The sequence below is a fragment of the Rhodococcus sp. HNM0563 genome (assembly GCF_012726195.1).
GTDB lineage: Bacteria > Actinomycetota > Actinomycetes > Mycobacteriales > Mycobacteriaceae > Rhodococcus.
Window position 1 is genome coordinate 123,248 of the sequence record NZ_JAASAF010000006.1, and the last position, 17,703, is coordinate 140,950.

A 17,703-nucleotide genomic window follows, 5' to 3' on the forward strand; every position below is an offset into this window, starting at 1 on the left:
GTTGGATTCCTAGCTCTGGAAGACCGAGGCGACCGACAACAGGAGGTCGTCCTGGGGGTGCTCGGGCGAAGGGTATGCGCGTTTGCTGTGCGACAATCCGGTCTGCACGAGCGTTTCGCACATCTTGTAGGCGACCACTCCGGGGTTGAGAACGGGTACATCGAGCACCGACGACAGATGCGCGTGACTCTGGTGCATGGTGGTGGATCCGAGCACGATGACATCGGCCCCGTCCTCATCCACGGCCGCACGCGCCTGACGCTCGAGTTCGGCGAACACGAACTCCTCCTTCCCTGCGAGGAGTTCGGCCGTATCGGGGCGGACTCCGATGTCCCGCACCGATGCGAGGCGTCCGCTGATCCCGTTCTCCCGAGCCGCCTTGTGATACAACTCGTGCCACTGGGGCCACATAGTGACGACCGAGAAGCGTTTCCCCAGCAGGCATGCGAGCAACATGGTTGCCTGACTCGGCGCGACCACCGGAATCGTCAATCGTGAACGGAGCGCAGCGAGTGCGGAGTCGCTCATCGAATTGACACAGACGCCCACATAACCTTCCTCCTCCGCCCGACACCCCGCATCGAGCACAAAGGCGTCGGCCAGGGTGGTCTCGTAGGCGCTGTCGAGCGTCGCGCCGCCGGCCTTGGCCGAGACGAACACGTTCTCGAAGGTCGGGTGGACGAAATCGCCACCGAGTTGAGCAGCAAAGGCATCCAATGCTTCCGGAGGTACGGGGACGGGGACGATGTTGAGTACACGGTTCACAGCTCGAGGTCCTCTCTGGTGCGGGTGAGGGTGTCGACGACGGCATAGGCTATCGCCTTGGTCGCCATCATCACGTCGCTCACCGAGGCGACGCCCATCCCTCCCAATCCGTCTTTCAGCTCGTCGGGGGTTGTGGCCGGTGGCCATGGGTATCCGATACGCGCGCAGGGAATTCCGAGACGTCGGATGAGGGTGCCGTCGGTCTGCCCACCGAGGAGCGGTGTCGTGGAGTACGGACGGCCCTCGACTTCCTCCCATCCACGCCGGCACGACTGGATGATCCAATTGTTCGGATCGGTCATGCCACCGGGTAGCGAGCCGTACATTTCCCAATCCAGATCGAGATCGGGATGGCGTTTGCACATGCCGTCGATCATCTGCGCGAACTGGTGTCGAACATCGCCCGGGGTCACGCGGGGGTTGACCCGGACGTCGAGACAGATCTCCGTGGTCGCGGACGGGAAGGCGGGTTTGTCCGGGCTTCCCGACCGAACGGCCGAGATCCAACCCTCAGGGATGGTCGAACCGGAGGTGTTGCGCGCGGTGTACTCGGGGAGCCACTCCTCGATCGCTTGGATCACCGTCGCCGCCGGCACGATCGAAGATCGGAATCCTTCTGTGCCCCTTGAAATTCCAGCGTATCCGAAGGTGCCACGTACCGACACCTTGAACCAGCACATACCCGGCTCTTCCGGATATACCGCCCACCACGGCTTGAGTACGACGGCATGGTCCGGTGCCATCCCGTGGGTGAGCAGGTGGAAGACACCGCTGCTCATTCCGACGTTGTCGCGTTTGCTCATCGTCACAGGCATTCCGCCACCTGCGAATCCGATTGCGAGATCGCCGATCAGCGGTATCTCGGCGTCGACGACAGCGTGCATGACCTCGGTGAGCCCGGCCACCATGCATTTCGGGTTCGAGGCACCCAGGCCGACGACGAGATCTCCGTGCACACTCGCCTCGGGAAGCATGTCGGGCCGCAGGTCTTTTCCGACCCAGGGAACATCCGATTCCGGGTCGATGTGCGTGTCGATGGGGGCGTAGAGCAACAGCCTGCTTCCACCACCAGATCCGCGCAACTCTCCGATCGCGTTGCCGGTGTTCTCGGAGATCGGCTGGTATCGGGCATCGATACCGACCCGATCACGCAGGTGGGTCGCCATGAACTCGGACGCGGCGCGTTCCTGGCCGGTAGGGCTGTGAATGCCGATCAGGTCGACTAGCAGGTCCCGGAATCGATCCGCGTCGAGCCGGGCGCATACGGCCTCGTACAGCTCACGGCGATGACCGTCGAGCAGGAGCACTTCGGTCGGCGAGCTATCGGTCATCTTTGTCTCCTTCCTGGACGCCGAGCTTCGCCGTCAGACCGGCACGATCCGTCAGACAGGTCGCTATGCGTACGAGTGACTGGTCGGCGTGTGGCGGTGCCACCAGTTGGATTCCGAGCGGCATACCGTGTTCTCCTCGTCCGGCCGGAAGGCCCACGGCGGGGCATCCGCTTACGCTTGCGAACTTGTTGAACACAGGATCCCCTGTCCCGGAGCCGATCTCGGGTGCTTCGCCGGACGCAGCGAGCGTCACCAACAGGTCCACATCGTCGAACGCGCGATCAGTGACGCTGCGCGATCGCCTGAGTACTGTCCTGGCGTGCTGGATCGAGCTTGCAGGCGCTTCCCGTCCGGACTCCAGGAAGCTCGTCAGTTGGGCGCTGGGGCTTCCCTCAGGCCGTCCGCGGAGGCGTCCAGCGAGCGCGGCGGATGCCTCGGCCGCCATGAGCAGGGTGTGTGCATCGTCGAGATCGGCGAGGTCGGCCGGGACGTGCACATCGATCGTGTCGGATACGAACCCTGCAAGGCCGGCGACGAACTCTTCCAACAGGGCAGCAGCCGCCGGGGTCGCACGGTCGGCCCACGGAGGCCTCAGCACCCCGACACGCAACGTGTTCAGTGCGGGAAGCACGGTTGTCACAGGTGGGAAGTCTCCTGCGGTGGAGAGCGATTCGTCGATCGCGCCGAGCCAGGCCGGATGCCGCGCGAAGGCTCCGACCGTGTCGAAGGTCAGTGCGACGGGGAGTACACCGTCGAACGGCCAGCGCCCGTATGTCGGCTTGAGAGTGAACACACCGCAGAAGGAACCCGGCCGCAGCACTGATCCCGCGGTCTGGGTTCCCAGCGCCAAGGGAACCTGTCCGTCGGCCACCGCGGCGGCGGATCCACTCGAGGAACCGCCGGGCGTGTGATCGGTGTTGTGCGGATTGCGGGTCTCGGCAGGCCGGTAGGTGGCGAACTCGGTGGTGGTGGTCTTACCCATGATTACCGCACCGTCCCGCCGCAGCCGCCGAACCACCTCGGCGTCCGCGGCCGGCCGGTGGCCTTCCCACAGGTCGGATCCGTAGGCGGTGGGCTGGTCTCCGGTTTCGATTATGTCCTTGAGACCGAAGGGAATTCCATGCAGAGGCGAACGGCGTCGCTCCGAGTCACGGGCCGCCGCCTGGGCCAGCGCGAGCTCGGGGTCGAGGTACGCCCAAGCCTTGATCGTATCGTCGCGCTCGTCGATCCTCGCCAGACAATGTTCGACCGCGTCGACACTGCGGCTCTCGTCGGCGAGGATATCTGCCATGGGGGACGTGGACGTCGCAGCGCCGCGCATCGAGGTCACCCGGCCTTCTGGGGTTCATGCCCCCACCGCGAGGGCGATCGGAAGGTCTTGACCTCCCACTCGTCCTGATCGATGATCTCCCCGCCGTAGCCGATCTCGATCGCGAATCCCGACGGAGTGCGCATGTAAAAGGACGTCACGCCGTCGTTCGTGTGACGACCGAAAGTCATCTGGAGATCGATACCTGCTGCAGTGACGATGTCGTATGCGCGGCCCACATCGTCCAGCGACGCCGTCTCGATCATCAGGTGATTGAAATCGCCGCCTGTGAAGGAGAAGCATTCGTTCATCAAGGCGAGGCTGTGATGTCGCGGATTGCAGCGCAGGAACGTCGCGTCGGCACCATCCCACACGATGTAGTCGGTGAGCGCGAAGCCGAGGACTCGGGTGTAGAAGTCGACGGCGGCCGGGTAGTCCCGGCACATCAGTACCACATGCCCGAGCCCGAGGCCGCCGGTGACGAATCCACTGATCACATCGCCGTGGGCGAGCGGAGTGTGATCGATGGTGGGTCCGAAGCAGATCTCGTTGGGGAAACCCTCGGAATCGACGAAACGGAAGGCCTCGACGGCAAGCCGTTCTTCCGCGGGCCCGGCCGGAACCCACTCGATCTCGATACCCTCGGCCGCGACCCGGTCTGCGAGAGTCCGCAGCATGTCGGGGTTGTCGACCTCCCAGGTGATCGACCGGATACGGTCCCGCTCCGCGGGATACAGCGCGATGCGGTGGTGGTGGTCGTCGATTCGGATCAGCAACGGATCCTGGTCGGTTTCGCGGGGGCGGGCGTGCAGCCCCAGCAGATCCACCAGCACGTGACGCCAGGCATCGAGGTCGGCGACCTCGACACTCAAGGCGCCCAGACGGGAAACGCTCATTCGCTTGCCTTTGTTCGGAAGTTGAGAGTCAGCTGGGTAGGAATTGTTCGGCGTGGATCCGCTCGGCGGGCATCCCGAGTTCGAGCAGCCGCTCCTCCGCGGCTTTCAACATGGCGGGCGGACCGCACAGGTAGGCGGAGGTCAGAGGATCGTCGACGTCCTCCACGCTCAGGGCGCTGACCGGATTACCCTCCAGCACCCCGGCGACCGCGGTCGGCTCATCGACAACCACGCGCACATCCAGCGTGCGCATGAACTCCGTACGGGCCTCCAACTCATCGAGATAGAACAGGTCGGCCTCACGGCTACAACCGAAAACCAGTCGGATCGGATGCTCGCCGCGTGCGGTCTGCAGGTTCTCGAGCATCGACAGCATCGGCGCCAGTCCTGTGCCGCCAGCGATCATCAGTGCCGGACCCAGATCGTCAGAGAGACCGAATCTGCCGGTGGGGCCCTCGATCTCGATCCGGTCTCCTACCGTCGCATGGTTGCGGAGATAGTCCGACATGGCACCTGTGGGGAGCACCCGGATTATGAAGGTGAGTTTCTTACGGTCTCGTTCGCCGGAGGCCATCGAGTAGGAGCGCCACTCGTCGGTTCCGGGTACCTTCATGCGTACGTACTGTCCCGCTCGAAATGCGAAGCGCACCGACTTGGGCAGTTTGAGTTGCAGTTCCACCGCGGTGTCACCGATCCAGGTGACCACCCCGACCTTCGCGGTCGTCGTGATCACGGGGTATTCGTCGAGCATCGATGCCGGGTAGTCGAGATCGATCTCCGAGTCACCGAATACGTGTGATTGACAAAGCAATCGCTCACCGGACTCGATCTCGTCCTGCTTGATCGAGTACACACGACCCTCCGGCATCACAACGTCACCTCGGGTGACCCGTCCCACGCAGGTTCCACAGGTACCGACCGTGCATTGGCTGACCAGCCGGACGCCGGCATCGTTTGCGGCCTCGAGCACGGTTTTACCTGCCGGCACCGTTACCGTCTTGGTTCCGTCCGTGAAGTTGAGACTGACATTGCTTTGTGCGGCCATTGCACGCTCCGCAAGTACATCGGTCGGGGCGATCGACACGGTCCTAGTCCTCGTCCTCGTAGGGCGACTCGAAGAAGCCGCGCGGGTGGCGGGACGCCATCTTGCGCCAGGCGACGATGGAATAGTCCATATCGCAGAGCATTTCGTTGTTCCACCCGTCGAATCGGGTGTAATGCTCCTCGGTGGCTTCGCGTGCGAAGACGTCACTGTTGTTGAAGCCCTCGAGTGCGAGCGGGAGCATGAAGTTGTCGTACTTGAAGTTGAATTCTGCGATGTCCTCGTCCGTGCTCGCACGGGTGGCGATGATCTCCCAGTATTCGTGGTGGTGATCGTCGATCGGGACGTAGAACTCGTACTGCACGTGATCGGTGATCGGCCAGTGCTCGACCATCAGCACACCCGGAACCCACAGTGACGTGCGGAAATAGTGCGGGACCGTACCGCGGGCCTTCATGTTGACCTTGGGGTTGTCCAGTACCGGCTCGTAGAGGTCGGGACGGTCGTAGCGGTTCATCACGCCTTTGGGACCGTCGGGAATATCGATCTCTTCGGTTGCGGTGTCGGTCAGGGCGTTGACGCCGAGCGGAAGTGCCCGATCCAGCGCCACCAGGATCTGGTTGTCCCAGTGCACGAGCAGATGGCCGGGGTCGAGGCCGTTCTCCGCGGCAAGTCGCCAGTTACCCACCAGTTTGCGGTGGATGCCACGGATGACGATTCCCTCGTCGAGCAGGTGCGGAACAGGGGAATCGTTGGGGTCGTTGGTGACCGGAGCTGGTAGATCGGCGCTGAGCGGAGGCGGAGTGCCGTAATCCTCGTCTCCGACGAACACGTAGATGATCCCGTTGACCTCCTCGACGGGGTAGGTGCGGATGCCCGCCTTCCCGATCAGAGAATCGTTGGGGTTACCCACAATCGTGGTGAGGGTGCCGTCCTCGAGTCCATAAGTGAACCCGTGATACCAGCAGGTGATGGTGCCTTCCGACAAGCACATCGGCTTGGCCGAGAGCTTGACGCCCCGGTGAATGCAGCGGTCGGACACCGCATAGGACTTGCCTGCGGAACGACGTATGGCGATGTCATGCCCACCGATGGTGACACCTTTGGCGGTGCCGTCTTCGAGTTCGTGGGTCAGCAAGGCGGGGTACCAGTGATTGGCGTAGCCCCAGTCGGCCTTGACGTACGGCGCGTACTGGCGAGTGGCTCCGGCGGACGAGCCGCTGTGAGAGGTAGCAGTCATCGAAGTGACCTCCGGATGATGTGGTCGCAATGGGGTTTTCCGTCCGCATCGATGTGCGGAGCGGAGTCGAAGGGCCCGGGCTGATGAGCCCATCGACTCGGAGTCTGAACACTTTGGAGTGTTGCAGACCACAATATCCAGGTTTCATGGAAAGTCAATCAATTTTTTATTGAATATCGGACAACGGCCCGGCGGGGACCTCCGGTAGCATCTGCCTTCAGCACGCCACGCACACAGCGCAGCCCCTCGACGATCAGCCAGCGGAAGAGACGATGAGCAGCACCGAACCCCGGCCATCCGGCAAACCCGAACCACTGGCACCGGGGCGGCGCTGGCACCTCGCCGAAACCGCATACGAGGAAGGGCTGACCGCCTTCGAGTTCGCGCTTCTGCAGGTGGAGGGCGGATTCCAACGGTTCGCGGTCCAGGCAATCCGAGTCGCCGCCGACATCGATCTGGCGTTCAACGAGGTCGTTGCCCTCCACGTCGTTCGCATGCAGGAACGGTCGAAGGACACGGCGACGATCGCCCAGTTGACCAATCGAGACGATCTGCCGAATCTGCAGTACAACCTCCGGAAACTTGTGAGTCTCGGGCTGCTGGAGCGCACCAAATCAGGAACGTCGTCGGTCTTCACCGTGACTCCGACCGGCCGGGAGATCTCGGATCGGTACGCCCAGCTACGCAGGCAAACCCTCGGGGCCAACCTCGAAGAACTCAACGACATCGTCACGAAGATGCAGCACGCGGTTCGCTCGATGCAGATCCTCACCGGCCTGTACGAAGCGGCGAGCCGCGACCTTGCAACGATCAACACGGCCGCATTCTTCGATCCCCTCCCCAGCGAAGCCGACACCGAGCCCCCCACGAAACCGACCGGTCGAGTCCGCTCACGAACCAAGCGCGCACAGTCCTGACCGCCCGTGTGACCATCACACCGACACCGGTCGGTAACGAACGTCCCCTCGCTTCGAAAGCAGCGTTGATGCAATCTATTTCGATGTCGATGGTTGACGGGATGTGCAGGCCCTCATAAGCTGGGCCGGCCCACAGGTAGCACCCCGCTCCGATTGTGTACGGCCACCCCCTCTGCCTCCCGAAAGGGATCCCATGTCAGCTCTCGCACCACTGCCACTACTGACCGCGCTCCAAGACACCGGCCGCGGAGACGACGGCCGCGACGCAGTCCGCGTCGGCAACCGCACTCTCACCCGGACCGAACTGATCGACGCAGCAACGGCCGTGGCCGACAGGATCGCCGGCGCGTCCAGCGCGGCGATCGACGCCACCGCGAGCATCGAGACCGTCATCGCAGTCACCGGGTGCCTCATCGCCGGTGTCCCAGCCGTTCCCGTGCCTCCGGACTCCGGTCCGGCCGAACGCGGTCACATCCTGAAGGACTCCGCCGCACAGATCTGGCTCGGATCCGCGCGCGAGGATGTTGCACTTCCCACCGTCCCGGTCGATGCACAGGCCAGGTCGTCCGCGACATATCACGAGCCCGACCCGGCCACCACTGCGATGATCATGTACACCTCCGGCACCACCGGCGCCCCGAAGGGTGTCGTGCTCTCGCGCTCCGCGATTGCAGCCGGATTGGATGGGCTGGCCGAGGCGTGGCAATGGACTTCGAAGGACACTCTCGTACACGGACTTCCCCTGTTCCACGTGCACGGTCTCATCCTCGGTGCCGTGGGAGCCCTGCGGCAGGGCTCACCGCTCGTGCACACCGTCCGACCCACTCCCGACGCATATGCCGCCGCTTCGGGTTCGCTGTACTTCGGTGTTCCCACCGTGTGGTCGCGGATATGCGCGAACCCCGCGGCTGCCCGGGCACTCGCATCCGCACGGCTCCTCGTCTCCGGCAGTGCCCCGCTCCCGGTACCCTTGTTCGAACGCATCGTCGAGCTCACCGGCCACGCGCCGATCGAGCGATACGGGATGAGCGAAACCCTCATCACTGTCAGCACCCGGTCCGACGGCGAACGCAGGCCCGGATGGGTGGGCGGGGCCATCGCCGGGGTACGGACGCGCCTGGTCGATCAGGCGGGCGAGCCGATCCCCCACGACGGGGAGACCGTGGGCCGACTCGAAGTCACGGGCGACACCTTGTTCGACGGGTATCTCGGAAACCCTGCCAAGACCGCAGAGTCCATGACCGAGGACGGCTGGTTCAAGACCGGTGACATCGCCGTGATCGACGAGCACGGATTCCACCGGATCGTCGGACGCGAATCGGTCGACATGATCAAGTCCGGTGGATACCGGATCGGGGCAGGAGAAGTGGAGCAGGCTCTACTGAACCATCCCGATGTTCGCGAAGCCGCAGTGATCGGTGTTCCCGATGACGATCTGGGTCAGCGGATCGTCGCTTACGTGGTGGGCGACTGCCACGACAACGGTGCGTTGCCCGATTTCGTCGCGAACACCCTCTCGATCCACAAACGTCCACGCGAGATCCGGTTCGTCGACACCCTCCCGCGCAACGCGATGGGTAAGGTCCAGAAGAAGATCCTGATCGACGAGCACTCGGCGCAGCGATGAGTACCGAGCGTGCAGAAATACGTACGGACCTCCAGCGCGACATCGCTGTACTCACCATCGATCACCCGCGCCGCCACAATTCGCTCACCGGTGAGATGATCGACGAGTTCATCTCTGTACTGGGCGAACTCGCGGACGATCCCACCGTGTCGGTGGTCGTGCTCACCGGCGCGGGAGCCCACTTCTGTGCCGGTATGGACATTCGTGAACTCAGTTCGGCACGCGCAGAAGGTATCCGCATGGAGGAGCGGGTCACCGACGCGGAGGAAGCACTCGCGGACTTCCCCAAACCCACCATCGCGGCCATCCGCGGATACTGCATCGGTGGAGGAGCACAGCTCGCTTTGGCATGCGATTTGCGGGTCGCGGCGAGGAGTTCCGAGTTCGCTTTTACCCCAGCAAAACTCGGTGTGATCTATCCGGCGCGGACGATCCGTCGAATGGTGCGCATCCTGGGCCCGGCCACGACGAAGCGCCTGGTGATCACGGGCAACCACATAGACAGTTCCCTTGCCGAACGACTCGGTGTCGTCACGGAGGTCGTCCCGGAAGATACACTCGTCTCCCATATCACGGCCTTGACGGACTCCATCGTCGCGCGCTCCTCGATCACACAGCGCGCCGCCAAGGAGATGATCGACGCTGCCGCCTGTGGACAACTGAACGAGGAGGTGGAGCGCCGGTGGATCGACACCCACAACCCAGATCTCGAGATCGGACTCGAGGCATTCCTCTCCGGCCGGTCGCCCCAGTTCCGCCGACCGCACGGTGGTGACCTCGACGAATGGAACTCGGTCTTGTGAGCTGACTCAGGCGAAGTCCATCGACTCGTCGATCCGGCCGAATCGCATCGCGGGGAGATCGAGCAGATAGTTCTGTCGCATCAACCACGGGCTACGTGAACCCTGTTTCGGCAGAATACTTTCCGAACGGGTGACGTAGCCCGACGTCAAACCGAGCAGCGGCCGAGGCGAGGCGTCGTGATGCGATTCGGGGCGCGCAACGCGATACCCGCCCGCCCGCATGTGATTGAGCAGACGGCACACGTACAGCGATGCGAGGTCAGCGCGCAGCGTCCACGACGCGTTCGTGTAACCCAGACACAGCGCGAGATTGGGTACGCCGCTGAGCATCATCCCGCGATAGGTGTAGTGGTCGGCGAGATCCACCTTCTGGTCGTCGATCGTGAAGTCGAGACCGCCGGCCGGGACGAGGCGCAGCCCGGTCGCGGTCACGAGAATGTCGGCATCGAGATGGTCGCCCGACCTCAGCTGCACACCCTTCTCGGTGACCGTGTCGATGTCGTCTGTCACGATGTCCGCAGCACCCGAGTTGAGGGCCTTGAACAGATCGGCATCGGGTACAAGGCACATGCGCTGATCCCACGGCCGGTAACTCGGGGTGAAGTGCGGTTCCACCGCCGAACCGTCGCGCAGATGACGCTGCGCAAGCCGGCGCAGCACCGGTTTCGCCACTCCGGGAAGACGCTGGCACAGTTGGTAGAAACCGAGATTGGTCGCCGTGTTCTTCGCGCGAATGATCCGATGGGATATCTTGTCGGGCAGGTATTTCCGAATGCGTCTCGCGATCGGATCGCGCGACGGCAACGACATCACGTACGACGGCGAGCGCTGCAGCATTGTCACGTGCTCGGCTCTGTCCGCGAGCGACGGCACAAGCGTCATCGCGGTGGCGCCGCTGCCGATCACCACGACCCTCTTGCCCTCGTAGTCGAGATCATCAGGCCAGAACTGGGGATGCACGAGGGTTCCGGCGAAATCACCGAGGCCGCGAATGTCGGGCAGATAGCCGGATTCGTAGCTGTAGTACCCACTGCACAAATACAGGAAAGCGCAGCTCAGTTCGATCTCCGTACCCGCCGACTCCACTCGAACCGTCCAGCGCGCGGCGGCGGTCGACCATGACGCCGAGACGACGCGATGCCCGAATCGGATCTTGTCGTCGATGCCGTACTCGGCGGCGGTGTCGCGCACGTACTGCAGAATGCTCGCGCCGTCGGCGATCGACTTCTCTCCGCGCCACGGACGGAACGGGAATCCGAGCGTGTACATATCGCTGTCGGACCGAATCCCCGGGTACCGAAACAGATCCCAGGTGCCACCGATACTCTCGCGCGCCTCGAGGATCGCGTAGGTGCGGTCGGGACACTGCGTCTGCAGCCGGTATCCGGCACCGATGCCGGACAGCCCTGCGCCGACGACAAGCACATCGAGATGTTCCACGCCGCTCCTACCGCCTCGTCCACGTCAACAGATCATCCATCGGCCACGCATTGATCACGACGTCGGGTTCGACACCACGCTCGGCCGCTCGTTCGCAGCCGAAACCGAGCCAATCGAGCTGCCCAGGAGCGTGCGCATCGGTGTCGATCGAGAATAGGCACCCGATATCCAGGGCAAGATCGATCAGCCTCGACGGTGGATCACGACGCTCGGGGCGCGAATTGATCTCCACCGCCGTGTCGTAGTCACGGCACGCCGTGAACACCGCTTCCGCGTCGAACGTCGACTCCGGGCGCTGCCCGCGACCACCCGTGACGAGCCGGCCGGTGCAGTGCCCGAGGACATCCACATTCGGATTCTGCACGGCCCGCAGCATCCGCTTGGTCATCGTCGCCCGGTCGTCTCGCAGCTTCGAGTGCACGCTCGCGACGACGATGTCGAGCTCGGCGAGGAGTCCTTCATCCTGGTCCAGCGACCCGTCGTCGAGGATATCCACCTCGATGCCCGTGAGGATCCTGGTGCCCTCGGCGCTCTCGTTCAGTTTCGCGACGACGGCCAGCTGTGTGTGCAGTCGTTCGGCACTGAGCCCGTTCGCGACCGTCAGACGCGGGGAGTGGTCGGTCAGGGCCATGTACTCGTGGCCGATCATCGTCGTTGCGGTCCGCTGCATCTCGTCGATGGGGCTACCGCCGTCGGACCAGTCGGAATGCGTATGCAGATCGCCCTTCAACGCGTCGTGGAGTTCTCGCCCGCCGACGCCGATCGGTTCGGCGTCGGCGCGCACACTTCGCAGGTATTCGGGTACGCCGTCGAACGCCTCCCGAATCACGGTGGCCGTCTTCGGACCGATGCCGGCGAGTTCGGTCCAATCGTCGGCGCGGCGATGTTTCTGCCGTGCGACGTCGGACAGTCCCGCAACCACGTCGGCCGCGTTCCGATATGCCTGCACACGGTAGGTCGACGCGTGCTGACGCTCGAGCCAGAACGCGACCTCGCGAAGAGCGGCCACCGGGTCCATCACCCCATTGTGGACGTGTCCGCGCAGGTTGCGCTCCGTAATGTGGGTTGCATGTCGAGACGTCGCACAGTGCTGCTTTCCGGATGCGTCGCGACCGTGTCGGCATTGCTGTGGGTGTCGTCGCAGGTCGCGTCCTCTGCTCGCGGCAGGATGTACAGCCTCGCCGACGCACCACCGGCCGCCGTGGTCATCGTGCCCGGCGCGCGGGTACGAGACGGAAAACCTGGCGGATTCCTGCGCGGACGTCTCGATGTCGCGGTGTCGCTCGTCCGGGACGGACGCGCTCGGGCAGTTCTTGTCTCCGGTGACGCCGCGGGACGCTCCGGCGACGAGATCACCGCAATGATCGACTACCTCACCTCACGCGGCGTGGATCGCGACCGCATCGTCGCCGACCCGTACGGCCTCGACACCTTCGACACTGCGCAGCGGGCCGTGCGCACATTCGGGGTACGAGAGGCGAACATCGCTTCGCAACGGTTCCATGTGGCGCGCGCTGTCGCATTGTGCCTGCGCGCAGGCATCGACGCGACCGGCGTCGTAGCGGACGGGCAGGTGCGGTACCGGTCGCAGGTGCGTAGTCACCTGCGTGAATGGGTTCTGTCGCGCCCGAAGGCGTTCCTGGAGCTCCGCTTTCCCCGCGATCCGGCGATATCGACACCTCCCGACGACACACTCGCCGAGATTCTCGCTGCCCACTGAAGTCGCCCGTCCTAGTGTGATCGGATGCGACCTTCAGCTCTCATCACCGGAGCGAGCCGCGGCCTCGGCGCCGCGATCGCCCGCGAACTCGCTCCCACCCACGACCTCCTCCTCGGCGGCCGCAGGCCCGATTCACTCACCGCGATCACCGACGAACTCCCCGGCGCCACTCCGTGGCCCGTCGACCTGCTCGATCACGACGCACTGACTGCTGCGACGGCCGGGATCGAGCGGCTCGACGTCCTCGTCCACAATGCGGGCGCGGCCGAACTCGGAACCATCGCCGACAGTTCGGTCGAACAGTGGCGACACATGATGGACGCGAACCTTCTCTCCGTGGTTGCACTGACTCGACTGCTGCTCCCGGCATTGCGGTCCGCACACGGGCATGTCGTACTGATCAATTCGGGAGCCGGTATCCGTGCGAACCCCGGGTGGGGCGCCTATGCCGCGAGCAAGTTCGCGCTGCGTGCCTTCGGTGACGCGCTTCGTCTCGAAGAACCTGCGTTGCGGGTGACGTCGGTGCACCCAGGTCGCATCGACACCGACATGCAACGTGCCATCGTCGCGAGCGAGGGGAACGACTACGAGCCTTCGCGGTTTCTGAAGGCATCGACGGTGGCGCGTGCCGTCCGAAACGCCATCGATACTCCCGCCGATGCGCATCCGGCCGAAATCATACTGCGGCCGTGGTCGCCGCCCGAGTCCTGAGCACGCACTGTCCTGGTCACATACTCAGAACGGTAGGGGAATGACCACCGGAGGTGCGCCCGGAACATTGATCCGGATCTGCGGCGGCGGCGGTGGAGCTGGCGCGGGTGCGGGTGCGGGTGGCGGCGGGATCTGCGGCGCAGGTTCGGGTGCCGGGGGCGGGGGAGGTGGCGGCTCGGGCGCCGGAGGCGGCGGTGGCGGTGGCGCTTGCGGCGAAGGTGCTGCCTCTGCCTGAGGTCTCGGCACCGGGACCGGTGCAGGGGCCGGGTTCTGCTCGACGGCATCGGGGGTCTGCGGAGACTCCGGTGTCTCGGAAGGGGCCGGTGGCGGCGCACTCGGAGCGAGCGGGCCCGCACCGATCGGCACCGCAAGCAGGTCACCGGTCGTGATGTCGACGACCTTCAACTCATTCACCGCATCCGCTGCCGCCTGGACGACGAGCAGTCGTTCGGGATCGAACCCCGTCCACTGGGTGCCTTCGATGTCGGTGTCACTTGCTAGTACGGGTGGAGAAAGTGGGTTTCCGCGTGCGCATCGCACGCGCGGCATTCCGTGGTCGTCGACGAGCACGACGGTCCCCGTTTCCAAAACCGCTTGGACGGGGCGTGCCGTGCCGTCCATGTAGTCGTAGCGGGTGACGCGGGTATCCGCGCGGAGCAGCACCGGGGTCAGGGCGCTCGTGTACTCGAGGATGTCGTCGGCGCCGACCTTGGCCTTCCAGGCGGCAGCCTTGGCCGAATCGCTGGTAAGGGTCGCGACCAGTTCGTTCCGGTCGCACAGTTCCCGGTCGAGGCTTCCCCCGTAGAGCGCGACACGGTCACCTGCGACCGCGGGCGTTCCGTCCTGCGACACCGGATCTCCGGACTCTGCGAGCGCGTCGTCCGGCGGTGGCGGGACCGCCACAGGAACCTGGGCCGGAAGCAGAAGTCCGGTCCAGGGGTAGTCGCTCTGCGCGGTCGCGATGTCGAGTCGCACGGGATCCGGAGAGCCGGAACCGCCGGACGAACACGCACCTGCCACGAGCGCGGTCAGGGCGAGCACCAGTCCGCATCCGCGTACTGCGGTGTCGGGGGCCACGTTCGTCAGCCTAGGTCGACGAGACCGGCCGCGCCGGGTTATTCGGTTCGTTCGCGCAGATACAAGTTCGCAAGGAAACCGAGCAACAGGTCGTCCACCTCGCGGCGGCGCTCCATTTGCACGAAATGTCCGGCACCGTCGAGCAGATGGATCCCGCGAAGGTCTGGCACGGTCTGCCGCATGCGGTCGAGCGCGCGCGGTCCCGACATCGCGATCACGGGATCCGATGCCCCGGCGACGAACAATGTCGGCACCGTGAGGTGCGCACCGTCGTATTGTGCGGATGCTTCCCAGTTCGCGTCGTAGGCGCGGTACCACGAGAGTCCACCGCCGAATCCGCTACGGGAGAACTCGCTCGCGTAATACTCGAGTTCCGCTGCGCTGAGCCAGTCCCATGGAAGTTCCGGCGCGGCGGGCAGCACGTCGAGGTATCCGCGCCCCTCCGAGGGATGGTCCCAGACGTCGAGGTACCGATATCCACCCGAGAGCGCGAAGAACAGTCGCTGAAGAAACTCTGCAGCGCGCGGATCCAGTTCGGCTTCGGCGACCCCATGCTGCTGGAAGTAGTGCAGGTGCAGAAAGTGCTTGCGCGCCATCGCCGCGTACAACTCCGTGGGGCGCGAAGGCAGGCGATCCGGCGCGTACGGCACCGAGAGCAGAACGAGCCCGGCTACCCGCCCCGGGTGCCGCAGTGCTGTCGTCCACGCGGCGGGCGCACCGAAGTCGTGTCCGACGAACACGGCTCGTTCGATGCCGAGTGCGTCGAGGAGCCTCGTCAACCGATCCGCGACCGCGACGTTGGTGTAGTCCCCGACGGACTCCGGACGGTCGGTGCCTCCGTAACCCGGCATGTCGGGAGCAACCGCGCGGTAGCCCGCCGCGGAAAGTGTCTCCACCTGATGCCGGTAGCTGTAGCCGAGGCCGGGGAATCCGTGGCACAGCACGACCGTGGGTCCTCTGCCCTCGTCGTGGATGTTCCACGTGAAACCATCGATTTCGACCGAGCGGACAGGCATCAGGTCGCCGGCACCGTCTGCATGTCGTCCTGGCTCCAATACGCCCTCATGCCGGTGATCTTCGCGTCGTCGTCGAAGGTCATGACGTCAACGACCTCCATCACCATGTCCTGCTCGCCCAGGTGCGTGACCAGGCGGAAAAGGAAAGCGGCATTGTTCTCGGCGATCTTGAGGGTGAGCACTTCACCGGTTTGGTCCAGCGGTTCGATCACGCCGTAGAACTCGCGGATCTCCGTTTCCGTGGTGCGGGCGGGAGTGCCGACGGGATCTTCGACGGTCGCACCCGGTGCGTAGAGCGCGAGGACATCGTCGACGGTGCCCTTCGCCACTGCGCGGACGTAGTTCTCGACGGTGTCGCGGATTGCTTCACGAGTCGGTGCCATGATGCCCCTTCAATGTTAGAACGTGTTCTATTTTGCAGAGTAGTGCACGATCGCATACTCGGCCAGGGGCCGAACATGCAATCCTGTGCGCAACATTCATTCCCACCGACAGGAATGCCATCGATGAGCGCAGACACCGCCTTTACCCTCACCGGGCACACGACCACGCTCGCCGCACGACGCTGGGAACCTGAGTCACGCCGCTACATCGCGCTGCTGTGCCACGGGTACGGAGAACACTCGGGCCGATACCACTACGTCGCGACGCGCTTGATTGCCGACGGCGCCGCCGTGTACGCGGTCGACCACATCGGGCACGGCCTCAGCGACGGCGAACGGGTACTCGTCGAGAACTTCGAGGACGTCGTCCATGACCTCCGACTTCTCGATCTCACCGCACGACGCGAACATCCAGACCTCCCCGTCGTTCTCATCGGCCATTCGATGGGCGGGATGATCGCCGCGCGCTACACCCAACTCCACGGCGACGAACTCGCCGCGGTCGTCCTCTCCGGCCCGGTGCTCGGCACGTGGGCAGTCGTCGACACACTTCTCGCCGCAGACGAGATCCCCGACGCTCCTGTCGATCCGTCGACCCTGTCGCGCGACCCGGAGGTGGGTCGCGCCTATGTCGACGATCCGCTCGTGTGGCACGGCCCGTTCAAACGACTCACTCTCGAAGCGCTGAAGGACTGTCTCGGCACCATCACTGCGGCAGGTGCCGTCGACACCGTGCCGGTGCTCTGGCTGCACGGCAGCGACGACGCACTGGTCCCGGTGGACGGCACCGCCACCGGCTGGGCGACATTCGCCGGCCGCGGTTCGTCATCGAAGCAGTACCCCGGGGCACGACACGAAATCTTCAACGAGACGAACCGCGACGAGGTGCTCGACGACGTCCTGGATTTCGTGCACGAGCAGCTTCGATAGTGCGCTATCCGACCGAACCGTATGGCCGGGTGATGATTTCGAGATAGTGACCTGACGGATCGAGAAAGTAGGTTCCGCGTCCGCCGTCGTTGTGGTTGATCCCGTGCGCGGATTGCTGGGGATCGGCCCAGTGTTCGAGCTTCTGTTCGAGGATGCGCCCGTAGATCCGGTCGAAATCCTCCTCCGACACCAGGAACGCGTAGTGCTGGGGCGAGAACTCGACGTGAGGCGGCGGCTCGGCGAAGTCGAGGGTGACGCCGTTGGCGAGCTGGACGGCCAGGAATCGCCCGGCCGGGACCGGATCGGGGAGACCGAACAGAGTCGTCAGGAAATACGCCGAGTGCTGTTTGTCCTTGGCAGCGATAATTGTGTGATCGAGAGAGATGGTCAAGAGGAATCCCTTGGGGTTCGACGCCTCCATGCCTGACGCAGTCCGTCATCGACACGCGACGCTGTTTCCAGAATTACCATCTCCGGGTGGGAGTTGTCGATACCG

At 64.4% G+C, this 17,703-nt stretch carries 18 protein-coding genes; 6 read left to right on the top strand and 12 right to left on the bottom strand.

Features of this window, described 5'->3' with window-relative positions; translation table 11 throughout:
* Nucleotides 1–9: 9 nt before the first annotated feature.
* Genes HCA61_RS15235 through HCA61_RS15260 form a run of 6 tightly spaced genes read right to left on the bottom strand, consistent with a single transcriptional unit; the run spans nt 10 to nt 6,583 of the window.
* The gene (locus HCA61_RS15235) at nt 10–765 is read right to left on the bottom strand and encodes an aspartate/glutamate racemase family protein (RefSeq protein WP_169689032.1); all 756 of its coding nucleotides are present in this window, start codon (nt 763–765) and stop codon (nt 10–12) included.
* Complete coding sequence (locus HCA61_RS15240) at nt 762–2,096, bottom strand: acetylornithine deacetylase (protein ID WP_169689033.1); 1,335 nt, start codon at nt 2,094–2,096, stop codon at nt 762–764. Before HCA61_RS15240 ends, HCA61_RS15235 begins: the two co-directional genes overlap by 4 nt.
* Nucleotides 2,086–3,417, bottom strand: coding sequence for an amidase (locus tag HCA61_RS15245; protein ID WP_169689333.1), 1,332 nt, complete (start codon nt 3,415–3,417; stop codon nt 2,086–2,088). Before HCA61_RS15245 ends, HCA61_RS15240 begins: the two co-directional genes overlap by 11 nt.
* Nucleotides 3,418–3,422: 5 nt before the next feature.
* Nucleotides 3,423–4,301, bottom strand: a complete 879-nt coding sequence (locus HCA61_RS15250; RefSeq protein ID WP_169689034.1) for a VOC family protein — start codon at nt 4,299–4,301, stop codon at nt 3,423–3,425.
* Nucleotides 4,302–4,329: 28 nt separating this feature from the next.
* Nucleotides 4,330–5,385 carry a 2Fe-2S iron-sulfur cluster binding domain-containing protein gene (locus tag HCA61_RS15255; RefSeq protein WP_247273794.1) on the bottom strand — a complete coding sequence of 352 codons (1,056 nt, stop codon included), beginning with the start codon at nt 5,383–5,385 and terminating at the stop codon, nt 4,330–4,332.
* Between the two features lie 4 nt (nt 5,386–5,389).
* On the bottom strand, nt 5,390–6,583 hold the full coding sequence (locus tag HCA61_RS15260; RefSeq protein WP_169689035.1) for a Rieske 2Fe-2S domain-containing protein: 1,194 nt from the start codon (nt 6,581–6,583) through the stop codon (nt 5,390–5,392).
* 272 nt (nt 6,584–6,855) lie between these two features.
* Here HCA61_RS15260 and HCA61_RS15265 point away from each other — a divergent pair, with 272 nt between their 5' ends.
* From HCA61_RS15265 to HCA61_RS15275, 3 genes are all read left to right on the top strand, one after another.
* Nucleotides 6,856–7,500, top strand: a complete 645-nt coding sequence (locus HCA61_RS15265; RefSeq protein ID WP_169689036.1) for a winged helix DNA-binding protein — start codon at nt 6,856–6,858, stop codon at nt 7,498–7,500.
* Between the two features lie 193 nt (nt 7,501–7,693).
* Nucleotides 7,694–9,127, top strand: coding sequence for an acyl-CoA synthetase (locus tag HCA61_RS15270; protein WP_169689037.1), 1,434 nt, complete (start codon nt 7,694–7,696; stop codon nt 9,125–9,127).
* Nucleotides 9,124–9,930, top strand: a complete 807-nt coding sequence (locus tag HCA61_RS15275; RefSeq protein WP_169689038.1) for an enoyl-CoA hydratase/isomerase family protein — start codon at nt 9,124–9,126, stop codon at nt 9,928–9,930. The genes HCA61_RS15270 and HCA61_RS15275 overlap by 4 nt, the downstream gene beginning before the upstream one ends.
* 6 nt (nt 9,931–9,936) lie before the next feature.
* Here HCA61_RS15275 and HCA61_RS15280 read toward each other — a convergent pair whose 3' ends face one another.
* Both HCA61_RS15280 and HCA61_RS15285 read right to left on the bottom strand, forming a co-directional pair.
* Entirely contained in the window at nt 9,937–11,370 is a 1,434-nt protein-coding gene (locus HCA61_RS15280; protein ID WP_169689039.1) for an NAD(P)/FAD-dependent oxidoreductase, read from the bottom strand.
* Nucleotides 11,371–11,377: 7 nt separating this feature from the next.
* Complete coding sequence (locus tag HCA61_RS15285) at nt 11,378–12,388, bottom strand: PHP domain-containing protein (protein ID WP_169689040.1); 1,011 nt, start codon at nt 12,386–12,388, stop codon at nt 11,378–11,380.
* Between the two features lie 51 nt (nt 12,389–12,439).
* Here HCA61_RS15285 and HCA61_RS15290 point away from each other — a divergent pair, with 51 nt between their 5' ends.
* Complete coding sequence (locus HCA61_RS15290) at nt 12,440–13,090, top strand: ElyC/SanA/YdcF family protein (protein WP_169689041.1); 651 nt, start codon at nt 12,440–12,442, stop codon at nt 13,088–13,090.
* A 24-nt stretch (nt 13,091–13,114) separates the two neighbouring features.
* Nucleotides 13,115–13,801: an SDR family oxidoreductase gene (locus HCA61_RS15295; RefSeq protein WP_169689042.1), complete on the top strand. Its 687-nt coding sequence runs from the start codon at nt 13,115–13,117 to the stop codon at nt 13,799–13,801.
* Nucleotides 13,802–13,825: 24 nt separating this feature from the next.
* Here the strand turns inward: HCA61_RS15295 and HCA61_RS26625 are convergent, their stop codons facing one another.
* The 3 genes from HCA61_RS26625 to HCA61_RS15310 are packed head-to-tail and all read right to left on the bottom strand — an operon-like array spanning nt 13,826 to nt 16,277.
* Nucleotides 13,826–14,878 (bottom strand): DUF6777 domain-containing protein, encoded by a 1,053-nt coding sequence (locus tag HCA61_RS26625; RefSeq protein WP_169689043.1) that lies wholly within the window; start codon nt 14,876–14,878, stop codon nt 13,826–13,828.
* 38 nt (nt 14,879–14,916) lie between these two features.
* Complete coding sequence (locus HCA61_RS15305; protein ID WP_169689044.1) at nt 14,917–15,894, bottom strand: alpha/beta hydrolase; 978 nt, start codon at nt 15,892–15,894, stop codon at nt 14,917–14,919.
* Nucleotides 15,894–16,277 carry a nuclear transport factor 2 family protein gene (locus HCA61_RS15310; RefSeq protein WP_169689045.1) on the bottom strand — a complete coding sequence of 128 codons (384 nt, stop codon included), beginning with the start codon at nt 16,275–16,277 and terminating at the stop codon, nt 15,894–15,896. The genes HCA61_RS15305 and HCA61_RS15310 overlap by 1 nt, the downstream gene beginning before the upstream one ends.
* A gap of 123 nt (nt 16,278–16,400) precedes the next feature.
* Here HCA61_RS15310 and HCA61_RS15315 point away from each other — a divergent pair, with 123 nt between their 5' ends.
* A complete protein-coding gene (locus HCA61_RS15315) occupies nt 16,401–17,207 on the top strand; it encodes an alpha/beta hydrolase (protein WP_169689046.1) in 807 nt (268 codons plus the stop codon).
* Nucleotides 17,208–17,211: 4 nt separating this feature from the next.
* Here the strand turns inward: HCA61_RS15315 and HCA61_RS15320 are convergent, their stop codons facing one another.
* A complete protein-coding gene (locus tag HCA61_RS15320) occupies nt 17,212–17,628 on the bottom strand; it encodes a VOC family protein (RefSeq protein WP_169689047.1) in 417 nt (138 codons plus the stop codon).
* Nucleotides 17,629–17,703: the final 75 nt, after the last annotated feature.

Bases quoted from the DNA above. Each gene is read 5' to 3' on its own strand.
- HCA61_RS15240 (WP_169689033.1), bottom strand. From the start codon at position 2,096: ATGACCGATAGCTCGCCGACCGAAGTGCTCCTGCTCGACGGTCATCGC.
- HCA61_RS15245 (WP_169689333.1), bottom strand. From the start codon at position 3,417: ATGCGCGGCGCTGCGACGTCCACGTCCCCCATGGCAGATATCCTCGCC.
- HCA61_RS15250 (WP_169689034.1), bottom strand. From the start codon at position 4,301: ATGAGCGTTTCCCGTCTGGGCGCCTTGAGTGTCGAGGTCGCCGACCTC.
- HCA61_RS15260 (WP_169689035.1), bottom strand. From the start codon at position 6,583: ATGACTGCTACCTCTCACAGCGGCTCGTCCGCCGGAGCCACTCGCCAG.
- HCA61_RS15265 (WP_169689036.1), top strand. From the start codon at position 6,856: ATGAGCAGCACCGAACCCCGGCCATCCGGCAAACCCGAACCACTGGCA.
- HCA61_RS15270 (WP_169689037.1), top strand. From the start codon at position 7,694: ATGTCAGCTCTCGCACCACTGCCACTACTGACCGCGCTCCAAGACACC.
- HCA61_RS15275 (WP_169689038.1), top strand. From the start codon at position 9,124: ATGAGTACCGAGCGTGCAGAAATACGTACGGACCTCCAGCGCGACATC.
- HCA61_RS15285 (WP_169689040.1), bottom strand. From the start codon at position 12,388: ATGGACCCGGTGGCCGCTCTTCGCGAGGTCGCGTTCTGGCTCGAGCGT.
- HCA61_RS15290 (WP_169689041.1), top strand. From the start codon at position 12,440: ATGTCGAGACGTCGCACAGTGCTGCTTTCCGGATGCGTCGCGACCGTG.
- HCA61_RS15295 (WP_169689042.1), top strand. From the start codon at position 13,115: ATGCGACCTTCAGCTCTCATCACCGGAGCGAGCCGCGGCCTCGGCGCC.
- HCA61_RS15305 (WP_169689044.1), bottom strand. From the start codon at position 15,894: ATGCCTGTCCGCTCGGTCGAAATCGATGGTTTCACGTGGAACATCCAC.
- HCA61_RS15310 (WP_169689045.1), bottom strand. From the start codon at position 16,277: ATGGCACCGACTCGTGAAGCAATCCGCGACACCGTCGAGAACTACGTC.
- HCA61_RS15315 (WP_169689046.1), top strand. From the start codon at position 16,401: ATGAGCGCAGACACCGCCTTTACCCTCACCGGGCACACGACCACGCTC.
- HCA61_RS15320 (WP_169689047.1), bottom strand. From the start codon at position 17,628: ATGGAGGCGTCGAACCCCAAGGGATTCCTCTTGACCATCTCTCTCGAT.